Source organism: Aeromonas sp. QDB18, from assembly GCF_027705325.1.
GTDB classification, from domain to species: domain Bacteria; phylum Pseudomonadota; class Gammaproteobacteria; order Enterobacterales; family Aeromonadaceae; genus Aeromonas; species Aeromonas caviae.
The window spans coordinates 1-18,896 of sequence record NZ_JAPDBQ010000080.1; the positions used below are offsets into that span (position 1 = coordinate 1).

At 63.7% G+C, this 18,896-nt stretch carries 21 protein-coding genes and 1 pseudogene; 12 read left to right on the forward strand and 10 right to left on the reverse strand.

Annotation, left to right across the window (positions count from 1 at the left end):
- Positions 1-78: 78 nt before the first annotated feature.
- Positions 79-228 (forward strand): annotated as a pseudogene (locus OKC30_RS12875) (4Fe-4S dicluster domain-containing protein); the annotation flags it as partial.
- 52 nt (positions 229-280) lie between these two features.
- On the opposite strand, the gene OKC30_RS12880 reads toward OKC30_RS12875, so the two are convergent.
- The 6 genes from OKC30_RS12880 to OKC30_RS12905 all read right to left on the reverse strand — a co-directional run bounded on the left by OKC30_RS12880 (position 281) and on the right by OKC30_RS12905 (position 6,769).
- Positions 281-733: an Rrf2 family transcriptional regulator gene (locus OKC30_RS12880; protein WP_010672499.1), complete on the reverse strand. Its 453-nt coding sequence runs from the start codon at positions 731-733 to the stop codon at positions 281-283.
- A gap of 275 nt (positions 734-1,008) precedes the next feature.
- Positions 1,009-1,848: a PfkB family carbohydrate kinase gene (locus tag OKC30_RS12885; RefSeq protein WP_041212154.1), complete on the reverse strand. Its 840-nt coding sequence runs from the start codon at positions 1,846-1,848 to the stop codon at positions 1,009-1,011.
- 60 nt (positions 1,849-1,908) lie between these two features.
- Positions 1,909-2,880, reverse strand: a complete 972-nt coding sequence (locus tag OKC30_RS12890) for a LysR substrate-binding domain-containing protein (protein ID WP_043153557.1) — start codon at positions 2,878-2,880, stop codon at positions 1,909-1,911.
- A 153-nt stretch (positions 2,881-3,033) separates the two neighbouring features.
- Positions 3,034-3,762, reverse strand: a complete 729-nt coding sequence (locus OKC30_RS12895) for a glutamine amidotransferase-related protein (RefSeq protein WP_043153559.1) — start codon at positions 3,760-3,762, stop codon at positions 3,034-3,036.
- An 83-nt stretch (positions 3,763-3,845) separates the two neighbouring features.
- Entirely contained in the window at positions 3,846-5,342 is a 1,497-nt protein-coding gene (locus OKC30_RS12900; RefSeq protein WP_160837016.1) for a CoA-acylating methylmalonate-semialdehyde dehydrogenase, read from the reverse strand.
- A gap of 98 nt (positions 5,343-5,440) precedes the next feature.
- The gene (locus tag OKC30_RS12905; RefSeq protein WP_045522440.1) at positions 5,441-6,769 is read right to left on the reverse strand and encodes an aspartate aminotransferase family protein; all 1,329 of its coding nucleotides are present in this window, start codon (positions 6,767-6,769) and stop codon (positions 5,441-5,443) included.
- Between the two features lie 171 nt (positions 6,770-6,940).
- Here OKC30_RS12905 and OKC30_RS12910 point away from each other — a divergent pair, with 171 nt between their 5' ends.
- The 6 genes from OKC30_RS12910 (at position 6,941) to OKC30_RS12935 (ending at position 12,133) form a co-directional block, all read left to right on the forward strand.
- On the forward strand, positions 6,941-7,483 hold the full coding sequence (locus tag OKC30_RS12910) for a cupin domain-containing protein (protein ID WP_010672493.1): 543 nt from the start codon (positions 6,941-6,943) through the stop codon (positions 7,481-7,483).
- Between the two features lie 251 nt (positions 7,484-7,734).
- Entirely contained in the window at positions 7,735-9,231 is a 1,497-nt protein-coding gene (locus OKC30_RS12915; RefSeq protein ID WP_160837018.1) for an aldehyde dehydrogenase, read from the forward strand.
- A gap of 125 nt (positions 9,232-9,356) precedes the next feature.
- The gene (locus tag OKC30_RS12920; RefSeq protein ID WP_010672491.1) at positions 9,357-9,530 is read left to right on the forward strand and encodes a hypothetical protein; all 174 of its coding nucleotides are present in this window, start codon (positions 9,357-9,359) and stop codon (positions 9,528-9,530) included.
- A 122-nt stretch (positions 9,531-9,652) separates the two neighbouring features.
- Positions 9,653-10,549, forward strand: coding sequence for an EamA family transporter RarD (rarD, locus tag OKC30_RS12925; protein WP_039039527.1), 897 nt, complete (start codon positions 9,653-9,655; stop codon positions 10,547-10,549).
- Positions 10,550-10,605: 56 nt separating this feature from the next.
- Positions 10,606-11,409, forward strand: a complete 804-nt coding sequence (locus OKC30_RS12930) for an AraC family transcriptional regulator (RefSeq protein WP_010672489.1) — start codon at positions 10,606-10,608, stop codon at positions 11,407-11,409.
- Between the two features lie 85 nt (positions 11,410-11,494).
- Positions 11,495-12,133, forward strand: a complete 639-nt coding sequence (locus OKC30_RS12935; RefSeq protein ID WP_160837020.1) for a LysE family translocator — start codon at positions 11,495-11,497, stop codon at positions 12,131-12,133.
- Positions 12,134-12,186: 53 nt separating this feature from the next.
- On the opposite strand, the gene OKC30_RS12940 is transcribed toward OKC30_RS12935, so the two are convergent.
- Positions 12,187-12,852: a chromophore lyase CpcT/CpeT gene (locus tag OKC30_RS12940; protein WP_039039529.1), complete on the reverse strand. Its 666-nt coding sequence runs from the start codon at positions 12,850-12,852 to the stop codon at positions 12,187-12,189.
- 198 nt (positions 12,853-13,050) lie between these two features.
- Here OKC30_RS12940 and OKC30_RS12945 point away from each other — a divergent pair, with 198 nt between their 5' ends.
- Together OKC30_RS12945 and OKC30_RS12950 are read left to right on the forward strand one after the other, a co-directional pair.
- Complete coding sequence (locus OKC30_RS12945) at positions 13,051-13,494, forward strand: SRPBCC family protein (protein ID WP_270663100.1); 444 nt, start codon at positions 13,051-13,053, stop codon at positions 13,492-13,494.
- 127 nt (positions 13,495-13,621) lie between these two features.
- A complete protein-coding gene (locus tag OKC30_RS12950) occupies positions 13,622-14,278 on the forward strand; it encodes a DUF3313 domain-containing protein (protein ID WP_160837022.1) in 657 nt (218 codons plus the stop codon).
- A gap of 60 nt (positions 14,279-14,338) precedes the next feature.
- Here OKC30_RS12950 and OKC30_RS12955 read toward each other — a convergent pair whose 3' ends face one another.
- Positions 14,339-14,839, reverse strand: a complete 501-nt coding sequence (locus tag OKC30_RS12955; RefSeq protein WP_042864615.1) for a DUF1993 domain-containing protein — start codon at positions 14,837-14,839, stop codon at positions 14,339-14,341.
- A gap of 277 nt (positions 14,840-15,116) precedes the next feature.
- Between OKC30_RS12955 and ydfZ the strand changes: the two genes are divergently transcribed.
- Positions 15,117-15,314, forward strand: a complete 198-nt coding sequence (gene ydfZ / locus OKC30_RS12960; protein ID WP_043153571.1) for a putative selenium delivery protein YdfZ — start codon at positions 15,117-15,119, stop codon at positions 15,312-15,314.
- Between the two features lie 102 nt (positions 15,315-15,416).
- Here ydfZ and OKC30_RS12965 read toward each other — a convergent pair whose 3' ends face one another.
- Entirely contained in the window at positions 15,417-15,758 is a 342-nt protein-coding gene (locus OKC30_RS12965) for an SH3 domain-containing protein (RefSeq protein ID WP_134996681.1), read from the reverse strand.
- Between the two features lie 238 nt (positions 15,759-15,996).
- Between OKC30_RS12965 and OKC30_RS12970 the strand changes: the two genes are divergently transcribed.
- Together OKC30_RS12970 and OKC30_RS12975 are read left to right on the forward strand one after the other, a co-directional pair.
- Positions 15,997-16,782 (forward strand): hypothetical protein, encoded by a 786-nt coding sequence (locus OKC30_RS12970; RefSeq protein WP_160837024.1) that lies wholly within the window; start codon positions 15,997-15,999, stop codon positions 16,780-16,782.
- Positions 16,783-17,069: 287 nt separating this feature from the next.
- Positions 17,070-17,963, forward strand: a complete 894-nt coding sequence (locus OKC30_RS12975; RefSeq protein WP_160837026.1) for a LysR family transcriptional regulator — start codon at positions 17,070-17,072, stop codon at positions 17,961-17,963.
- A 107-nt stretch (positions 17,964-18,070) separates the two neighbouring features.
- Here OKC30_RS12975 and OKC30_RS12980 read toward each other — a convergent pair whose 3' ends face one another.
- Entirely contained in the window at positions 18,071-18,598 is a 528-nt protein-coding gene (locus OKC30_RS12980) for a hypothetical protein (RefSeq protein ID WP_270663094.1), read from the reverse strand.
- Positions 18,599-18,896 lie beyond the last annotated feature (298 nt).

Consider the following 18,896-nt stretch of genomic DNA (forward strand, 5'->3'; position numbering starts at 1 on the left):
AAGCAGCGAAAATCGATACAGAACAGGACCTTAGAAGGAATTTCAAATGAAGTGTTTTCTTAAGGTCCTGTATATGACTACTGCCTGCTGTGTGAAGATGCCTGCCCCCAGCAGGCGATCAAGGTCGGCAACGAGGGAGTAACCGTCAACATGGCCGCCTGCGATGGCTGCGGCGCTTGCGGCCTCGCCTGTCTGCACGGAGCCATCACCCTTGTGCCCCAGCTCTGACCGCCGGCAATGACAGAGGGGCCCGCAGGCCCCTCTGTCATTCACCGTGGCATCATGCCATGGTCAGAATATTATCCTGCTCTATGCCGAGAAGGTGGCACAGACGAGTGGGATCCCGCACCGCATCCGCCAAAGTGTACTCCCCCAGTACCTCCAGGAAGGCGTGCATGGCGCGGCGCAGAATGCCCTGGATGCGGCAGCCCCCGGAGAGACGGCAGTTTTCGCGCTTGCAGTCCACCGGGCAGAGCACGTGCTCCATGTCCATCACCACATCGCGCAGGTTGATGGAGACGGCGGCACGGCCGAGGCGGATGCCCCCATGCTTGCCACGCACCGTCTCGATGTAACCCTTGATGCCGAGCTGATGCACTATCTTGACCACGTGATTGCGGGAGATGGCGAAGGTGTCGGCCACTTCCGTGATGGTCGACAGGCGATCACCGGGCTGGATGGCCAGGAAGGTCAGGGTACGCAGGGCGTAGTCGGTAAATCGTGTCAGTTGCATGGTCGCACTTGCCTCTTACTACAAGCCAGAAATCAGGACGACAGCCGGTGGCCAAAGAGGGGGTCTGCACATGCGTGTGCACGGGATGGGCTTCTTCGACCGAGTCGTGAAGTCACAAGGGTAAGAGCAGCCCGGGCGGGTGTCGACGAAGATGTACATAAATCGACACTTTCTTTGATTGATCGCAAACTTGCCGCCTCAGCGAGGGGTTTTGGCGGTTTCCGTCGACAAACCCCCACCTCCTCTGCCATCGCCGGAGCCGTTGTCCGGCGAGTTCAGTGGGGCTGTTTCAGCCAGTTGCGCAGCGCCTGGGAGGGGATGGAGCTCTCGGAGGCCACCGCGAAGGCGCCCCAGTCCACGGCGCACTGCAACGCATCGGCCATGGCCATACCCCGCGCAAGACCGTGGATGAGGCCGCCCGCGAAGGCATCCCCCGCCCCCGTGGTATCCACCACGGAGACTGGTCGCGCCGCCACTCTGACCTGCTCCTCCCCGTGAATGGCCACGGCGCCCGCCTTGCCCTCGGTCAGCACCAGCCATTCCAGCTGCTCCCCCGCGAGCTGGCGGGCATGCTGCCAGGGGTCGCTCACCTCGCCGAGATCGGAGCGGGAGGCCACCAGCACGTGGCAGGGGCGGCGGGCCTGCCCCCCCTTGGGATACTGGGCCACCACGAAACTCTTGGCGAGCATCTGGCGCATGTAGCCCACGATGGCGGTGCCCGGATAGTTCACATAGAGGCAGTCCACCCCTTCGGTCGGCAGATCCCCCGGCAGATCCGGACGACGTGGGCGCCTGAGGATGGTGCGCTCACCGGTGGCGTCCACCAGCACCAGCAGCTCGCCGGTCTCGCCGCCAAAGCGTTCCACATGGCTGCAATCCAGGCCGTATGAGGCCGCCTGCTCCAGCAGCCAGTCACCGGTGTCGTCCAGCCCGACCCGGGAGGCGATGATCACCTCGTGCCCCGCCCACACCAATCCGATGCCGGTATTGGCGGCGCCGCCGCCGAGCCTGCGCCCCTGATCCACGTATTGCAGCCGCGCCCCCGCCACCAGGGGTTCGGCCAGGGAGAGCACATGATCACAGTTGAGATTGGCGAGCAGCAGGATGCGGGACATGGAAACCTCGGCGGGAGGAGGCCGGCACCCCGGGGTGCCGGCACAGAAACGGAAGCGGGATCAGTAGACGGGCAGCTCCACCCCTGACAGCAGCTCGTCGATGCGCGCCTGGGTCGGCTGCTGCATCACGTTCTGGATCATCTCCTTGGTGAGATGGGGGGAGAAAGAGCTGATGAAGTCATACATGTAGTTCTGCAAGAGGATGCTCTTGCTGAAGCAGATCTGGGCCGGGCAGGGCTCGAACAGGTGCTCCAGATTGATGGCCACGAGGCCGGGGGCATCGCTATCGTTGGCCACCAGGGAGGAGATGATGCCGATGCCAAAGCCCAGCTCCACGTAGCGCTTGATGACGCCGGCATCCATCACCGTCATGTAGTAGTTGGGAGTGAGGCCGGCCGCCTGGAACACCCTGTCCTGCACCTGACGCCCGGTGGCGCCGCTCTCGTAGCTCAGGATGGGATACTGGCAGAGCTGCTCCAGGGTCGGCTTCTTCACCTTGGCCAGGGGGTGCTCCTGGGGCACCACCAGGGAGAGGGTCCAGAGGTAGGCGGGCAGCGCGATCAGCTCCTTGTCGAAGCCTATCTCGTGGGCCACGATGGAAAAATCCGAGTATCCCTTGCTGATCTGTTCCTTGGAGGCGGACATCACAGGATGCAGGTGGAACGAGATCTTGGGGTACTTTTTGGTGAAGTAGGTGACGCTTTTCGGCAGCAGGTAGCGGGCGATGGTGTGGGTGGTGTGGATGTTGAGGGTGCCCACGGTCGGATCCAGGTACTCCCGGGAGATGGCCTTGATCTTGCTCTCGATATTGAGCATGGCCTCGGCACACTTGATGATCTCCTCCCCCACCGGGGTGATCCGGTGCAGGTGCTTGCCGCGGCGCTCGAAGATGCGCACCCCCAGCTCGCTCTCCAGCAAGCCGATCTGCTTGCTCACCCCAGGCTGGCTGGTATAGAGCGCATCGGAGGCAACGGAGACGTTGAGATTGTGGTCCCGCACCGCGATCAGATACTTCAACTGCTGTAGTTTCAAGGTTGCCCCCTCACAGACTGACGCGGCGCTCGTCGATGGACTAGGCCGCCAAAAATGGCGGCCAGTGTATCATCCGGACTGGGCATATCGCCGCTTGATCCTTCATTTTGCTACAAAATCTAGCATCAGCGCGGTGGATATGACAAACGGGGTTCAGCGCGCGTCGGCCCCGATCGGCAGGATGCCGAGGAACTGCAGCAGCCACTGCATCATGGTGGCGGAATCCACCTCCCCTTCCAGGGAAGAGAGACTGCTCTGGTAATGTGCATCGGGCAGCCTGTCCCGTCGCCGCTCGATCAGGGCCCGGTTGTACGCCACCGAGAATTCCGGGTGCCCCTGGATGGCGACGATGTGATCCCCCTGCAGGAACATGAAGTTGGGGCAGAAGTCGTTGCCCGCAAGCAGGGTCGCCCCCGGCGGAAGCTGCTCCACCTGATCCTGGTGGCTTGCCAGGATGCGGATGGTGTCCAGACCCGGCGCCATCCAGGGTTTTGTCGTCTGCATGGCATGGACCGACACCCCCAGCCCCCACCCCTTGGTGGACTTCATCACCTCCCCTCCCAGCGCCTGGGCGATCACCTGGTGGCCGAAGCAGACCCCGGCCAGCTTGACGTTGGCATCGTGGGCCCGGCGGATCCAGTCGCGCAGCGCCAGGATCCAGGGGATGTCGCTGTAGGCATCGTGACGCGAGCCGGTAATGAGCCAGGCATCACATTCGGTCAGATCCAGGGGCAGATCGCCGTCGAGGGCGGACCAGACCCGAAATTCCAGCTCGGGGGCCAACGCCCGGAAACCCTTGATAAACATCTCGGAGTAAACGGGACCAAAATCCCCCACCAAATCGGGGTCCAGCCGGTCACAATCGAGAATACCCAGTCGCATCTGTTACTCCTTGACAGAAGCGCCCCCGCAGACCGGCGGCCTGCGGGGGCAAGAGATTAAAGCCATGGCAGCGAGCCAGCGGCTCACTTCATGGTCGGCATGGAGAACTCGGCGCCGGCGCGCAGGCTCTGGGGCCAGCGGGCGGTCACCGTCTTCATCCGGGTGTAGAAGCGCACCCCATCCGGCCCGTGCATGTTGAGCGGCCCGAAGATGGACCGTTTCCAGCCACCAAAGCTGTGAAACGCCATGGGCACCGGAATGGGAACGTTCACCCCTACCATACCGACCTGAACCCGCGTGGTGAAGTCCCTTGCGGTATCTCCGTCACCGGTGAAGATGGCGGTGCCGTTGCCATACTCGTGTTCGTTGATGAGGCGCAGGGCCGTCTCGTAGTCCGGGGCCCGCACGATGGCGAGCACGGGGCCGAAGATCTCCTCCCGGTAGATGCGCATCTCGGGGCCGACCCGATCGAACAGGCTGCCCCCGATGAAGTAGCCCTCGCCATGGCTCAGGCCCCGGCCATCCACCAGCAGCTCGGCCCCCTCGGCCACTCCCTGATCCACGTAGCCGCGCACCTTGGCCAGGTGTTCCCGGCTGATGAGGGGCCCCATCTCGTTCTCTGGACTCTGACCAAGGCCGGGGCCGACCCGCAGGGCCGCCACCAGGGGCGAGAGCTTGGCCACCAGGGCATCGGCGGTCTCGTCACCCACCACCACGGCCACCGAGATCGCCATGCAACGCTCTCCCGCCGCGCCATAGGCGGCCCCCATCAGGGCGGAAACCGCCTGATCCAGATTGGCATCCGGCATGACCACCATGTGGTTCTTGGCGCCGCCCAGGGCCTGCACACGCTTGCCGTGGGCCGAGGCGGTGGCATAGATGTACTGGGCGATCGGGGTGGAGCCGACAAACGACACGGCACCGACCCTCGGGTCGGTCAGCAGCACGTCCACCACCTCCTTGTCGCCGTTGACCACGTTGAGCACCCCGTCCGGCAGGCCCGCCTGCTTGAGCAGTTCGGCCATGCGCAGGGAGAGGGACGGATCCTTTTCCGAGGGCTTGAGGATGAAGGTGTTGCCGCAGGCCAGGGCCACCGGGAACATCCAGAGCGGCACCATGGCCGGGAAGTTGAACGGGGTGATGCCGGCGCAGACCCCCACCGGCTGCATCATGGAGTGACTGTCGACCCCGCGGCCCACGTTGAGGGAGTGCTCCCCCTTGAGCAGATGGGGAATGCCGCAGGCAAACTCCACCACCTCCAGCCCCCGGGTCAGCTCCCCCTGGGCGTCGGAGAAGACCTTGCCGTGCTCGCGGCTGATGAGCTGGGCCAGCTCATCCCTGTGCTGCTCCATCAGCTCCTTGAAGCGAAACAGCACCCGGGCCCGCACCAGCGGCGGGGTCTGGGACCACTCCCCAAAGGCGCGCTCGGCGCAGGCAATCGCCTCGGCACACTCATCGGCCGTGCTGAGAACGACGGAGCCCTGCTGCTGGCCGGTGGCCGGATTGAAGATGGCACCGAAACGCTCGCTGCGACTCTCGGTCGTCTCGCCGTCAATGAAGTTGTCGATCCTGTAACTCATAAATCCTCCGTGATGGGTCATCCGTCCTCCCCTCGCCGCGCCGGGGCAGCACAGGGGGATGACGCCCGGGACGAGCGCCATCCTGTGTGATGTGGGGGTCAGTCCTGGGCCTGCAGGGCGTCCTGCAGCAGGGTGAAGAGATCGTCGATCTGGCTGCGCTCGATGATGAGGGGCGGCGACAGGGCGATGATGTCGCCGGTCACCCGGATCAGCGCCCCCTTCTCGAAACAGCGCACGAACACCTCGTAGGCGCGCTTGCCCGGCGCATCGGGCATAGATTCGAGCTCGATGCCCGCCACCAGGCCGTAGTTGCGCACATCCTTCACGTGCTTGCAGCCCTTGAGGGAATGGGCCGCCTCCTCCCAGTAGCCCGCCAGCTCGGCCGCCCGGGTCAGCAGATTTTCGCTCCGGTAGATCTCGAGGGTCGCCAAACCCGCCGCCGCGGCCACCGGGTGGCCGGAGTAGGTGTAGCCGTGGAACAGCTCGATGGCCCCCTTGCCCGCCGCCATCATGTCGTCATAGATGTGGTTCTGTACCAGCACGGCCCCCATGGGGATGGCGCCGTTGGTGAGCCCCTTGGCACAAGTGATCATATCGGGGATGACGTCGAACTCCTGGGCTGCGAAGGGGGAGCCGAGGCGGCCGAAACCGGTGATCACCTCGTCAAAAATCAGCAGGATGCCGTGTTTGGTACAGATCTCCCGCAGCCGCTTGAGATAGCCCTTGGGGGGCATGATGACCCCGGTGCTGCCGGCGATGGGCTCGACGATGACCGCCGCGATGTTGCTGGCGTCGTGCAGAAAAACAATCTTCTCCAGTTCATCGGCCAGGGTGAGGTCTTCTGCTGGCAATCCCTTGGTGAACGCATTTTTCCCTATGTTGAGGGTGTGGGGCAGATGATCCACCCCGGTCAGCAGGGAGCCGAACCACTTGCGGTTGCCGGGAATGCCCCCCACCGAGATGCCGCCAAAACCCACCCCGTGGTAGCCGCGCTCGCGGCCGATGAGCCGGGTACGGGTCCCCTGGCCGCGAGCCCGCTGCCAGGCCAGCGCAATCTTGAGCGCGGTGTCCACGGACTCCGATCCGGAGTTGGTATAGAAGACGTGACCGAATCCCTTGGGGGCGATCTCCACCAGCCGGTTGGCCAGCTCGAACGGCAGGGGGTGGCCCATCTGGAAGGTGGGGGCAAAATCGAGGTGGGAGATCTGCTGGGAGACCGCCTCGGCGATCTCGCGCCGACCATGGCCTGCGTTGCAACACCAGAGTCCGGCAGTGCCATCCAGTATCTTGCGGCCATCCTCTGAGTGATAATACATCCCCTCTGCCGACTTCAGGATGCGCGGCGCCGCCTTGAACTGCTGGTTGGCGGTGAACGGCATCCAGAATGCGGACATGTCGGGGGTATTGATGTCGCTGACAGGTTTCATGGTCACCTCATCCTTAAGGCGTTTAGTAACACCCGGCTCATGCCTATTAAATTAAACACCTGAATCCATAAAAAAGGGCTTTTATCGCCCGGCTTGGTGTCACCCCTCAGGGGTGGTATAAGATATTTAACACAATTTTAATAATAGTAAACAGTCAAGGAGTGTCTATCGATGGATATCGGTCACCGCCTCAAGGCGGTTCGCACCAAGGCGGCCCTCTCCCAGCGCGAGCTGGCAAAACGCTCCGGTGTGACCAACGGCTTTATCTCCCAGATCGAGAAAAATCAGGTGAGCCCCTCGGTGGCCTCCCTGCGCAAGGTGCTGGAAGGCATCCCCATGTCATTGGCCAGCTTCTTCACCGACGAGACGGAGATGGATTCCGAGGTGATCTTCCGTGCGGACGACATGCCGGATCTCGGCACCCACCCCATCAGCTACCGTCTGGTGGGTCACAGCCGCGCCAACCGCGCCATCGGCATGATGCAGGAGATACTGCCCCCGGGCGCCGACACCGGTGACGACATGCTTAGTCACGAAGGGGAAGAGTGCGGCATCGTCATCCGGGGTCAGGTGGAAGTCACCGTGGGCGAGCAGGTTCACCTGCTGGCACCGGGGGATGGCTACTACTTCGACAGCCGCACCCCCCACCGTTTTCGCAACGTGGGGGATCAGGAGTGCGTGCTGATCTCGGCCAACACGCCCGCCAGCTTCTGACGGGCCTTCTCCCGGAACAGCCCGCCGGGATCCACCCCTGCCCGACCCGGGGATCAGGCCAGCGACACGGGCTCCCGCCCCGCCGCGCGACCCCCGACACCACAGGCCAGGGCGCCCGGTTTGCCCCGCCGTTGGCCCGGGTTGTTCGGGGTCAGTGTTTAATGAATTGTTACAAGATGGATTTACAAGCGGCAGGATGTTTAGCATATTGATACGCGGAGACTGACTTTCTGCCGGTTCAAGGAGTGAACATGAGTGACCTGACCCTGGCCCAGTGGCAACACAAGGCCGCCCATCTGACCCTGCCCTCGCAAGCCTTTATCGACGGCACCTACCGGGATGCCGTCAACGGCGCCACCTTCGATTGCATCAACCCGGCCAACGGCCAACTGCTGACCAGGGTCGCCTCCTGCGACGCCGCCGATGCCGAGCTGGCGGTCAAGGCGGCCCGTGCCGCCTTCGACGACAAGCGCTGGTGCGGCCTCTCTCCCAAGCAGCGCAAGCTCATCATGCAGCGCTTCGCCGAGCTGATGCGCCTGAACCTAGTGGAGCTGGCACTGCTGGAGTCGCTGGATATGGGCAAGCCCATCGGCGACGCCATGGGGTATGACGCCCCCGCCGCCGCGAACTGCATCGCCTGGAACGCCGAGGCGATAGACAAGATCTACGATCAGGTCGCCCCGGTGGAAGAGTCCGCCCTGGCCCTGGTGACCCGCGAGCCCCTCGGTGTCGTGGCTGCCATCGTGCCCTGGAACTTCCCCCTGGTGATGGCCTGCTGGAAGCTGGGCCCGGCGCTCGCCACCGGCAACTCGGTGATCCTGAAACCCTCCGAGAAGTCCCCCCTCACCGCCCTGCGCATCGCGGGCATTGCCAAGGAAGCGGGCATCCCGGACGGGGTGTTCAACGTGCTGCCGGGCTTCGGCCATACAGTGGGTGAGGCGCTGGCCATGCACATGGACGTGGACTGCATCACCTTCACCGGCTCCACCAAGATCGGCAAGCATCTGGTGCAGTGCTCCGGCAAGTCCAACCTCAAGCGCGCCTTCATGGAGTGCGGCGGCAAGAGTCCCAACATCGTGCTGGCGGATGCGCCGGATCTGGACGCCGCCGCCCGCAGCGCCGTCGGAGCCATCTTCTACAACCAGGGGGAAGTGTGCACCGCCGCCTCCCGCCTGCTGGTGCAAAACAGCATCAAGCCCCAGTTCATGGAGCGGCTGCTGGCCCACGCCCGCGAATGGATCTCGGCCAACCCGCTCGACCCCACCACCCGCATCGGCGCCATGGTGGACCACATCCAGATGGAGCAGGTGCTCAACTACATCGCCATCGGCCAGCAGGAGGGCGCCAAGCTGCTGCTGGGGGGCAAGCGCACCCAGCCCGAGGAAGGAGGCTACTACATCGAACCCACCATCTTCGACGACGTGACCCCGACGATGCGCATCTTCCGCGAGGAGATCTTCGGCCCCGTGCTGGCGGTGACCGGCTTCGACACCCTGGAAGAGGCCATCGCCCTTGGCAACGACACCGACTACGGCCTGGCCGCGGCGATCTGGACGGCGGATCTCAACCAGGCGGTGAAGGGCTCCCGCGCCCTGCGCGCCGGCACCGTCTTCGTCAACAACTGGGATGGCGGCGACATGACCATGCCGTTTGGCGGCTTCAAGCAGTCCGGCAACGGGCGCGACAAGTCCCTGCACGCCCTGGAGAAGTACACCGAGCTGAAAAGCACCTGGATCCAGCTCGAATAACGTCATAAATGACGCTTATCAACAAAACAGGGGGGAGAAATCCCCCTTTCTCATTTTTACTCTTTTATCCCCTCGCTCAATCGATATAATCGTCAAATAGCAAGCCATTAAATTTAAAGATAAAAATGCTGTTTTTTCTGGGAAGTGTACTGTTTCTGGTGGTGGGACTGCCGCTGTTGTTCTTCGTGCTGGGTCAGGGGGAAGCCTATGTCACCTGGGGCCCCTGGATCTCCGCCATCGCCCTCATGCTGTGGCTGCTGATGGACGTGGAGAAGATCCGCCGCGGGGGCGGTCGCTGAAGTCGCTCCTGCTGTTAAAATCCCGTCAGACCCATTTATTGTCTTCTTTCCCTGCAAAAGGATCGCTACACTGACTTTTTGCGATGTTTCCCGACATCCGCACTCCAGTGAAGGTTATCCGCATGCAACAACAGATCCAGCGCCAGGGCGTCCTCTATGCCCTCGGCGCCTACACCCTTTGGGGCCTGGCACCCATCTACTTCAAGTCCCTCTCCGCCGTGCCGGCCGCCGAGATCCTGACCCACCGCATGATCTGGTCCTGCGCCCTGCTGATGGTGCTGGTGCTGCTCGGACGCCAGTGGCACAAGGTGCAGGCGGTGCTGCGCCAGCCCAAGGTGCTGCTCACCCTGGCCTTCACCTCCGTCACCGTCGGCGGCAACTGGCTGCTGTTCATCTGGGCCATCAACAACGGCCACATGCTGGATGCGAGCCTGGGCTACTACATCAACCCTCTGTTCAACGTGCTGCTCGGCATGGTGTTTCTGAGCGAGAAGCTGCGCCGCCTGCAGTGGTGGGCGGTAGGGCTCGCCTTTGTCGGTGTCGCCGTCCAGCTCATCGCCTTCGGTTCCCTGCCCTGGATAGCCCTGGTGCTGGCCTCGAGCTTCGCCATCTACGGCCTCATTCGCAAGAAACTGGCCCTGGACGCCCTCACCGGCCTGCTCATCGAGACCCTGATCATGCTGCCGCCAGCCGCCTTCTATCTGTGGGGCATCGCCGACAGCCCCACCAGCCACCTCACCCAGAATGACTGGCACCTGAACCTGCTGCTCATCGCCGCGGGCGCCGTCACCACGGCCCCCCTGCTCTGCTTCACCGCGGCGGCCACCCGGCTCAAGCTCTCCACCCTGGGCTTCTTCCAGTACATAGGCCCCAGCCTGATGTTCATCCTGGCGGTGACCCTGTATGGCGAGGCGCTGGCGCTGGACAAGATGATCACCTTTGGCTGCATCTGGAGCGCCCTGGTGCTGTTCAGCCTGGATGGCCTGCGCAGCGGCAAGCGGCGCCAGGAGGTCGGCTGAGGCGCCAGCGCAATAATCTACAAGCCACGGGGCCGCTTTCGGGGTATCAATAGGGGATGAACGCACCCCAATCCCGCATCCACTACTGGCAATCCCGGCTGCTGCCGGGGGTTGAACTCTCCCACTCCCACCACAGGGAGTTCAGCTATGGCCGCCACGTGCATCTGGACTACCACATCGGTCTGGTGCAGCGGGGCGGCCAGAAGTTCATCCACAAGGGGAACAGCCACAACCTGGTGCGCGGCGAACTCTCCACCGTCAACCCGGACGAGATGCACGACGGCCTAAGCCTGCTGCCGGAAGGGTACGAAGTGCGGGTCTTCTCCATCGCCCCCGAGCAGCTGGCCCGCTGGCTGCCGGAGCACCCCGAGCCCTTTTTCCACCAGGGATTGCAGAGCCGCCCCGACCTCTATCAGGGCTTTGCCCGACTGCACATGCACCTGGACGGCCCAGCCCCCGACGGCCTGCTGGCGGAGAGCCAGTTGCTGGCCCTGCTGGGCGAACTGTTCCGGCTCGCCCCCGAGCGCCACGCCCTGGCGGATCCCCAGCTCAGGTTCCTGCGCGACCATCTGCTGGCCCGGCTGGACGAGCGCCACACCCTGGAGGACCTGGCCGCCCTGTTCGGGCTGGATCGCTTCGCCTTCCTGCGTCAGTTCAAGAAGAAGACCGGCATGACCCCCTATGCCTGGCTCAAGCGGCTGCGCCTCGAACAGGGCAAGCGCCTGCTCGGCAGCGGTCTGCCGGTGAGCGAAGTGGCACTGGCGGTGGGCTTCTTCGATCAGAGCCACTTCCACCACGGTTTTCGTCAGGCCTTCGGGCTCACCCCGGCGGAGTATCGCCAGCAGATGCTACCCGCCTGAATCGTCGCCGCTGCAATCTTTTACAATCTCCCGTCCCCCGTCCTGCCCCATGCTGTCACCTCCATACCGCTGTCGGAGGTCTTTTATGTTCACCAGCCTGTTTCTGACCCTGGGTCTCGTCCACCTCGTCGCCCTGGCGAGCCCGGGCCCGGATTTCGCACTCATCCTGCGCACCAGCCTGCACAGGCCCACCGCCCTCGGAGCGGCCCTTGGCATCGCCCTCGCCATCCTGCTCCACGCCACCCTGAGCCTGACCGGCATCAGCCTGCTGATCGCAAGCCAGCCCTGGCTCTTTCTCGCCGTGAAACTGGTGGGTGCCCTCTATCTGGGCTGGCTGGGCTGGGGGACGCTGAAAGCGGCCTGGCAGGGAAGCGGGGATCTGGCGCTGCGCGCCGGAGGCGAGCGGCCGGGCTGGCGCAAGGGGGTGAAGAGCGGGCTGGCCACCAATCTGCTCAACCCCAAGGCGATGCTGTTCTTCATGGGACTGCTGGCCGCCATGGTGACGCCCCAGGTGGATGGCCTGACCCGGGGATTGCTGATCCTGGAGCTGTTCCTGCTCTCCCTCGTCTGGTTCAGCGCCCTGGCCTGGAGCCTCTCCACCCCCCGCGCCCAGCACCTGCTCGGCCGCATCCAGCGCCCGCTCAACCTGATGACGGGCCTGCTGTTTGGCGCGGTCAGCCTCTCCATCCTGGTGGATCTGCAGGGGCACTGGCCAGCGGCCTGACCGGCACGTCCTTGTTGGCGGCAAGCAGGGAGGGGCCTTGACGGACGGCGCGACTACTCCCCGCGCCGCATCCCCTTGCGCAGGTAGACGTAACCCTCCCCCGGGCTGCCCCAGCGCTGATGGGCACCGTTGTCATAGGCCCTGTCCAACAACCGGACGCTGTCCGGGCCGATCCAGAGGTACTGCACCAGGGTGGTGGCACCGCCAAAATCGGTGGCGCAATGCCCGACCCGGGTCTGCCCCTTGTACTCCCCGCCCGGCTGGCGGGTCAGCCAGATCTCGCACCCTGCGCGCAGGGAGAGTTGCTGCGGGGTGAGGGAGTCGAGCAGCTCGGGCCGACGCCAGGCGCCGGCAAAATCCGTGGCCCTCGGCATGGTCAGTTCGGCCATCAGGATGCGGCCATCGGGCAGGGAGGAGAAGCGGTAGATGCGCTGGCGAAACGGTCGCTGCGCCCGCTCGGTCAGAAACTGCTCCGCATAGACCCAGCGAAAGGGGCCCTCCCCGGGCCAGATCTCCACCAGCCGCAGCTCGGCGCTAGTGAAGCGGGCATCGAAGGTGGCCTGCTCCTGGCTGGAAAACTCCCCCGAGAACCAGGAGAGCAGGGGCTCCAGCCTCCCCTGCGTGGCATGGGGGCCGGGGGCCGTCACGAAGGGGACGGGCGCCGCCCAGATCAGGCTGGCGTAAAACAGCCCCAGCAGGGCCGCCATCAGCTGTGTCATCGAATCCTTCCGAGTCGCTTGCATGGCGGCGATTATATGAGCGAACGGTGACAATAACCTCTATCTTGATCAACTCCTTGAAGAGAAAACGAAAAATCCTCTCTGCAGGCGAAAGGAGACGACGCACCCCCGCAGGCCACGGGGATGACGGCTATCCTTGCTGCGACCCGTCCCTGTTGCCGCCAAGAGGAGTCCCCCATGAACACAGTCACCCTGCACCGCGTACTCAAGGCCCCACCGATGCGGGTATACAGAGCCTTTATCGAGCCGGACGCCCTGGCCAAATGGCTGCCGCCCCATGGCTTCACCTGCAAGGTGGCGGCGCTGGATGCCAGGGTCGGCGGCCAGTTCAGGATGCCGTTCACCCACTTCGCCAGCGGCCACACCCACGCCTTCGGCGGCGAGTATCTCGCGCTAGAGCCGGGCAAGCGCATCCGCTACACCGACCGCTTCGACGACCCCAACCTGCCGGGGGAGATGCAGGTCACCATCACCCTCACCCAGGTGCTGTGCGGCACCGATCTCGCCATCGAACAGGCGGGTATTCCGGCGGTCATCCCGGTGGAGATGTGCTACCTCGGCTGGCAGGAGTCCCTGATGCAGCTCGCCACCCTGGTGGAGCCCGAGATCCCCGCCGAGTGACCCGACACGGGGGCTCCCCCGGTGGCCCCCACATAGATACCCCTTGTGAGAGAGGGGCCTGATCAGGTATCTCTGTGGGCAGGGCGGGCTGCGTCCTTGCAGCGACCATCCACCGCCAGGAGCCCCCATGAAACGAGTCTTGATGATGACCATGGCCGCCGCCCTGCTGGGCGGGTGCGCCGTGAAGAACCAGGTCACCCACAGCCTGCAGGCGATCCCGCTGACGGCCTTCCAGCAGAGTGAAAGCAACCCCAACCAGCGCATCTACAAGGAGCCCGGCGTGGATCTGCGCCAGTACCACGCGGTGCTGCTCGATCCCTTGCAGTTCATCCGCCAGGAGAACGGCCAGTGGTATCTGCTGACCGCCAACGAGCAGAACGAGATCGGCCGCTACTACCACGCCACCTTCCAGCGGGAGCTGATGAGCCACGGCGTCAAGATGGCTACCGAACCCGGTCCCGGGGTGATGCGGGTGCAGGCGGCCATCACCAACTTCGACCTGACCCGGCCCGACCCCAAGCTGCGGGATCTGCTGCCCGCCAAGATCGCCATCAACGTCACCCGCGAGGTAATAGGCAAGGAGCCCTATCTGCTCAGGGTGGGCAGCATGGCCCAGTTGCTCGACGCCCAGAGCGGCAAGCTGCTGGTGCGGGTGATGGACGCTCGCGAGAGCCCGGACACCACCCACAAGGATTCCCCCATCACCGCCCAGGAGATGGAGAAGATGATCGATCAGTGGGCCGCAAGTCGCGCCAAACAACTGGCCGACAACCTGGGGCGCTGAGCCGGGCCGAAAACGACAAAGCCTGCCAGGGGGCAGGCTTTGTCGTCGCTGAAGCGCGGTTTATTGCAGGTTCAGACCGCCCAGGTAATCCCGCTTGCCCAGATCCACCCCGGCCTGGCGCAGCAGGGCATAGGTCATGGTGAGGTGGAAGTAGAAGTTCGGGATGCCGTACTCGTGAACGCAGCTGTGGCCGTCCATCCCCTTGCCACCGGCCCAGTAGGGATAGTAGTGACCGCTCGCATACTGGCTGAAATCGGCGTCCAGCTTGCCTTGCAGATAGGCGATGGTCTTGGCCACGTGGGCGCGCAGATCCGCCATGGTCTTGGGATCATCCCCCAGCACCGGCGGCTCGCTCAGGCTGGCGGTGGCCACCACGGCGCGGGCGCTGTCACAGCAGATCAGCACCTGCTTGCTCAGGGGCAGCATATCGACGATGAGGCGCTCATTGAAGAAGTTGTCCACGTTGAATTTCTTTGCCTCGGCGTGGGCCTCGGCCTTGGCCAGACACTGGTCCAGGTTGGTCAGCATCTTGATGAACTGGGCGGCGATTTCACGATTCATAATGCATTCTCGGTTGGTTGAAGGCAGTAAAACGAGCGGCTCCACTATAGCGCATCCCCCTTGCAGTTCGAGCCCGAGGGGATGAAAAGCGGGGGCGCTCTTCCTGCCCTGCGACAGGCAGTGGCGATCACCGGCGGGCAGCGAGACCAGCGCGCCATACCCCGTCCCTCTTTCCCCTTTTTTTGATCTGTGACAGGCATCTCGTTTTTCGAGGGGCGTAGTCTGGAGCCCGTTGCCCCGGCACGGGCCGGGGCACCCATCCCACAAGGAGAATGCCATGAAGATCTACGATCGAAACCGCAATGTGCTGACCCTGGGCCAACGGGTGATGATTGCCGCCACCGGCGCAGTCGACACCCTCAAGGAGGCGCACACCGACAACCTGAGCCCCTATGAGGCGGAACATGAGAAGTGCGTGCTGCTGACGAACAGCCAGGAGCGCTACGCCCCCATCGAGTTGATTAGACTAGGCTGATCCGTTTTCCGTCACCCTACTCTTTACAATTCACCCGGCCGCACGTCCGTCGCTGGCCGGGTTTCTCTCTCCGCTCTACTCCTTCTCCGAGCCGCTGCCACCTTATGAGGGCGAGGCGATGCAGCTGGCCGGTATCCAGCCTGAGCCCCCCGCTTCGTTATGTACCCAGAGCCAGCCTGCCAGCTCCCGATCCACCCGTACCCGCTCCCCCACCGCCACGTCCAGCTCCCGGGCGGTATAGTCCTGGCGCGCCTGCGCCTCCTCAGCGCCGATCGGGGTCAGTAGGGACAGGGGCGCCCACCCCTCGTTGCCGTCTGCGGTAAAGGTGCGCACCCAGCCCGGAAACTCGTCGTCCTCGTGGCCGATGCGCACCCGCTCACCGGCCCGAAAGGCGATGGGATTGGGGTAGCAGGTGTGGTGCGCCGTGGTGATCAACGCCAGCATTGTCTCGTCCTCCGACAGGTTCTGATGAGTAACGCCCAGAGTCATACCACAAGCCGGGCCCCGTTGCGTCAACCGGGCTCACACCCTCTGGCAGAGGGCGATCTCCCCCGGGGCGGGCCGACGGCTCTTGATCCCCACGATTCATTACTTTCAGTGAATTTTCATATCATCCGAGTGTCATTTCAGTGAACACATCGCCGCCCTAGACTGCTTCTCGAACCTTAACGAGGAGTCTTGTATGAAACTCACCCCTATCCCGTTGCTGGCCGGCACCCTCGCCTCGGCCTTCTCTTTCAACACCTTCGCCGGTGACATCGTCTCGGTGCAGTTCAGCGATGGCCGCCCCGCCGTGACCGGCGTCGAAGCGGTCAACAACGCGCTCAACCCCATCGGCGTCAACGTGGTCACCGTCGACATTCCCGAGGCCGCCAGGCCCCTGCTTGAAGCCTCCCACCGCCGCGCCCTGACCAAAGCGGAGCACGGCGCCCTGATCTCGGCCTTCAACCTGAGTCAGGGGGAGCTGCTGGAGCAGGCCAGGCTCGCAGGGCGCGAGCCCGCGGTGCAAGGGGGCGGCGTCGCCACCGAGGAGACCGGCGTCGGCCCCTACCCCAAGGTCTATGACCTGATGGCGCTGGACGAGCGCACCCGCAGCGCCGTGCTCGGCAAATATGGCCGCATGCACGTCAACTCCGCAGAAGACGGCACCGACATCGACGAGGTGATGACGGTGGTCAGCGGCGGCCCCTTCCGCTGGGGCTTTACCCTCAAAGACGGCAGCATCGCCCGCTTCCAGATAGACAAGGTGGGCCTTCAGGACAAGGCCGTGCGGATCAGCTATCACGGGCTCGGCATGCACGCCGGGTTGATGGATGCAAAACAGGGGCTGCTGGTGGCCTTCGCCCACGGACCCAAAGCGTTCACCATGCGCTACCAGGCGGACGTGCCCCACGCGCAGCTGCTCGGCACCAACCCCTGGGCCGATGTCGACATTACCCTGCCCCCCGCCCCCGGCAAGGTGCAGTAAGCCGGTGCGTGCCATCTGGCGGCGGGGCCCGGGCCCTGCCGCCTGCTTTTATGCCTGCTATGCCTGCCGTCACGGGCAGGGGTGTCCGGGGCCCATCGCCTCTCTTTCGTCTGCGTCTCTGCCGGGCCCGCCACGCCCCGGAGGGCCATGATCCGGGCCGCTCTACCGCGGGCAACTCTCTGTCTGGCGGGGGATGGGGGGTGGACACCCCGGGGATCCGCACTATTGTGATAAAAGTGCGCAATGATGGCGCCATCATTTACCAGTAGTGAATTAACGGGGGCAGGATGAACAAGATCACGGCGCTGAACGTCTTTCGCCGGGTGGTGGAAATGGGCACCTTCAGGGCGGCGGCGGACGACCTGCGCCTCTCCCAGGCGGCGGTCAGCAAGAACATCAACGAGCTGGAGGCCTATCTCGGCATTGCGCTGATCAACCGCACCACCAGGCGGCTGAGCGTCACCGAATCGGGCATGGCCTATTACGGCCAGATATGCGCCGTGCTGGACAGCCTGGAGGCCGCCGACCAGTCCATCATGGCCGCCTCCTTCACCCCCAGGGGCAGGCTGAGGATCGGCATGCCCATGTCCTACGGGCTGATCCGCCTCAACCCCCTTGTCTGCACGTTCCAGCGCCGCTATCCGGAAATCGGCATCGAGGTGATCCTGAGCGACGCCTACATGGATCTGGTAGACCAGGGGCTGGACGTGGTGATCCGGGGGGCAGGCACCCTGGAGGACTCCACCCTGCGCGCCAAACCCCTGTGCGAGGTGCAGCGAGTGCTCTGCGCCGCCCCCGATTACCTGAAGGAGGCGGGCCAGCCCGCCCACCCGGCGGATCTCAAGGCCCACAACTGCCTGCGCTACAGCCTTTCCTCCTCCCCCAAGAAGTGGTTCTTCACTCGGGACGCGGAGAGCGTGGCGGTAGAGCTGCCCCCCGCCAGCTTCTGCGCCAACAACGGCATCGCCCTGAAACAGGCGGCGGTGCAGGGGCTTGGGGTGATCCTGGTACCGGATGAATTCGTGTCAAACGACCTGTCGGACGGCTCCCTGGTCAGATTGCTCCCCGACTGGCAACCCGACCCCCACGCCCTGTTCGCCGTCTACCCCTTCCACAAGGAGCAGTCGCGCAACGTACGGCTCTTTATCGAATTTCTCGTCAAGGCGTTTCAGTTGAGGTGAGTCAGACAGGCGGGAGCTTGGAGTTTGTGCCTCTCGGCCACGATACCTGTATGCAGTGTGTAGGTTCGATTAGCGAAGCGTCATCGGACGATCGCGGAATCGGACGATCACGTCATCGGTCGATCCCCCTGGCTACCGCTTGCCGTCCGGGGTGCTCCCCCTGCCCGTGTGTCAGCAAATAGTCGCCTGCCGAGCTGGCGGATCAGCAGCAACGCCGCCAGCAGGGTGAGCAGCAGCCAGTGGGTATAAGGCAGGATAAAGGTCCAGATGATCTCGTGGGGCAGCCAGGTCGACGCGGTTGCCGTCATAAAGGCAAGGTCATAGGTCTGCCACAACCAGAGCCCGGCAAAGAGCGGCAGCAACAGCGGGCGGGGCATCAGCAAAAACAGGGGCAAGAAAGCAGAGGCGAGCACGGCGCTGAACTCCAGCATGGCAGGGGCCAGCTCGGCAAAGGTCCGCCCTTGGGAGAAGCCACTCCATTCGAGAGACGTATCCTCGGCCAGTGCAGGCCACCAGGATGCGTATTGGAACAGGGTAAACGAGACCATAAACAGCAGGCTGGTCAGCAGCGCCAGCGCCGTTTTTCGTAACAACCACAACCCCAGCCGGCACAGTGTCGACATCCACTTAGACATTAATGACTCCCATCTGATGACGGGGCAGTATGCCGTCCCTACCAGCCTCCTCAAAGCAGCATCTTGGGACACCCACCTTTGGGTGACAACACGGCTAACCCACCAGACAAGACCACCTCAGAAAGATGGGTGTCCCAGATTTTTCATAAATGCAAAGTAGAATGTGACTCGAAAGAGGACTTAAGTCACAAAAATCAGAGCATTATTATTTCTTGAAAAACGAAACCTGATTACCCATGATTAGCAGTCAGTTACCACGAACTATACTGATCTTACGTACAGTTATCGAGGTGCGAGA

What these genes read in the sequence shown, in the direction of transcription:
- OKC30_RS12900 (WP_160837016.1), bottom strand. Translation starts at nt 5,342, where the DNA reads ATGAGTTACAGGATCGACAACTTCATTGACGGCGAGACGACCGAGAGT.
- OKC30_RS12950 (WP_160837022.1), top strand. Translation starts at nt 13,622, where the DNA reads ATGAAACGAGTCTTGATGATGACCATGGCCGCCGCCCTGCTGGGCGGG.
- rarD (WP_039039527.1), top strand. Translation starts at nt 9,653, where the DNA reads ATGCAACAACAGATCCAGCGCCAGGGCGTCCTCTATGCCCTCGGCGCC.
- OKC30_RS12975 (WP_160837026.1), top strand. Translation starts at nt 17,070, where the DNA reads ATGAACAAGATCACGGCGCTGAACGTCTTTCGCCGGGTGGTGGAAATG.
- OKC30_RS12930 (WP_010672489.1), top strand. Translation starts at nt 10,606, where the DNA reads ATGAACGCACCCCAATCCCGCATCCACTACTGGCAATCCCGGCTGCTG.
- OKC30_RS12935 (WP_160837020.1), top strand. Translation starts at nt 11,495, where the DNA reads ATGTTCACCAGCCTGTTTCTGACCCTGGGTCTCGTCCACCTCGTCGCC.
- OKC30_RS12970 (WP_160837024.1), top strand. Translation starts at nt 15,997, where the DNA reads ATGAAACTCACCCCTATCCCGTTGCTGGCCGGCACCCTCGCCTCGGCC.
- OKC30_RS12880 (WP_010672499.1), bottom strand. Translation starts at nt 733, where the DNA reads ATGCAACTGACACGATTTACCGACTACGCCCTGCGTACCCTGACCTTC.
- OKC30_RS12965 (WP_134996681.1), bottom strand. Translation starts at nt 15,758, where the DNA reads ATGCTGGCGTTGATCACCACGGCGCACCACACCTGCTACCCCAATCCC.
- OKC30_RS12955 (WP_042864615.1), bottom strand. Translation starts at nt 14,839, where the DNA reads ATGAATCGTGAAATCGCCGCCCAGTTCATCAAGATGCTGACCAACCTG.
- OKC30_RS12885 (WP_041212154.1), bottom strand. Translation starts at nt 1,848, where the DNA reads ATGTCCCGCATCCTGCTGCTCGCCAATCTCAACTGTGATCATGTGCTC.
- OKC30_RS12945 (WP_270663100.1), top strand. Translation starts at nt 13,051, where the DNA reads ATGAACACAGTCACCCTGCACCGCGTACTCAAGGCCCCACCGATGCGG.
- OKC30_RS12915 (WP_160837018.1), top strand. Translation starts at nt 7,735, where the DNA reads ATGAGTGACCTGACCCTGGCCCAGTGGCAACACAAGGCCGCCCATCTG.
- OKC30_RS12940 (WP_039039529.1), bottom strand. Translation starts at nt 12,852, where the DNA reads ATGACACAGCTGATGGCGGCCCTGCTGGGGCTGTTTTACGCCAGCCTG.
- OKC30_RS12910 (WP_010672493.1), top strand. Translation starts at nt 6,941, where the DNA reads ATGGATATCGGTCACCGCCTCAAGGCGGTTCGCACCAAGGCGGCCCTC.
- OKC30_RS12920 (WP_010672491.1), top strand. Translation starts at nt 9,357, where the DNA reads ATGCTGTTTTTTCTGGGAAGTGTACTGTTTCTGGTGGTGGGACTGCCG.
- ydfZ (WP_043153571.1), top strand. Translation starts at nt 15,117, where the DNA reads ATGAAGATCTACGATCGAAACCGCAATGTGCTGACCCTGGGCCAACGG.
- OKC30_RS12895 (WP_043153559.1), bottom strand. Translation starts at nt 3,762, where the DNA reads ATGCGACTGGGTATTCTCGATTGTGACCGGCTGGACCCCGATTTGGTG.
- OKC30_RS12905 (WP_045522440.1), bottom strand. Translation starts at nt 6,769, where the DNA reads ATGAAACCTGTCAGCGACATCAATACCCCCGACATGTCCGCATTCTGG.
- OKC30_RS12980 (WP_270663094.1), bottom strand. Translation starts at nt 18,598, where the DNA reads ATGTCTAAGTGGATGTCGACACTGTGCCGGCTGGGGTTGTGGTTGTTA.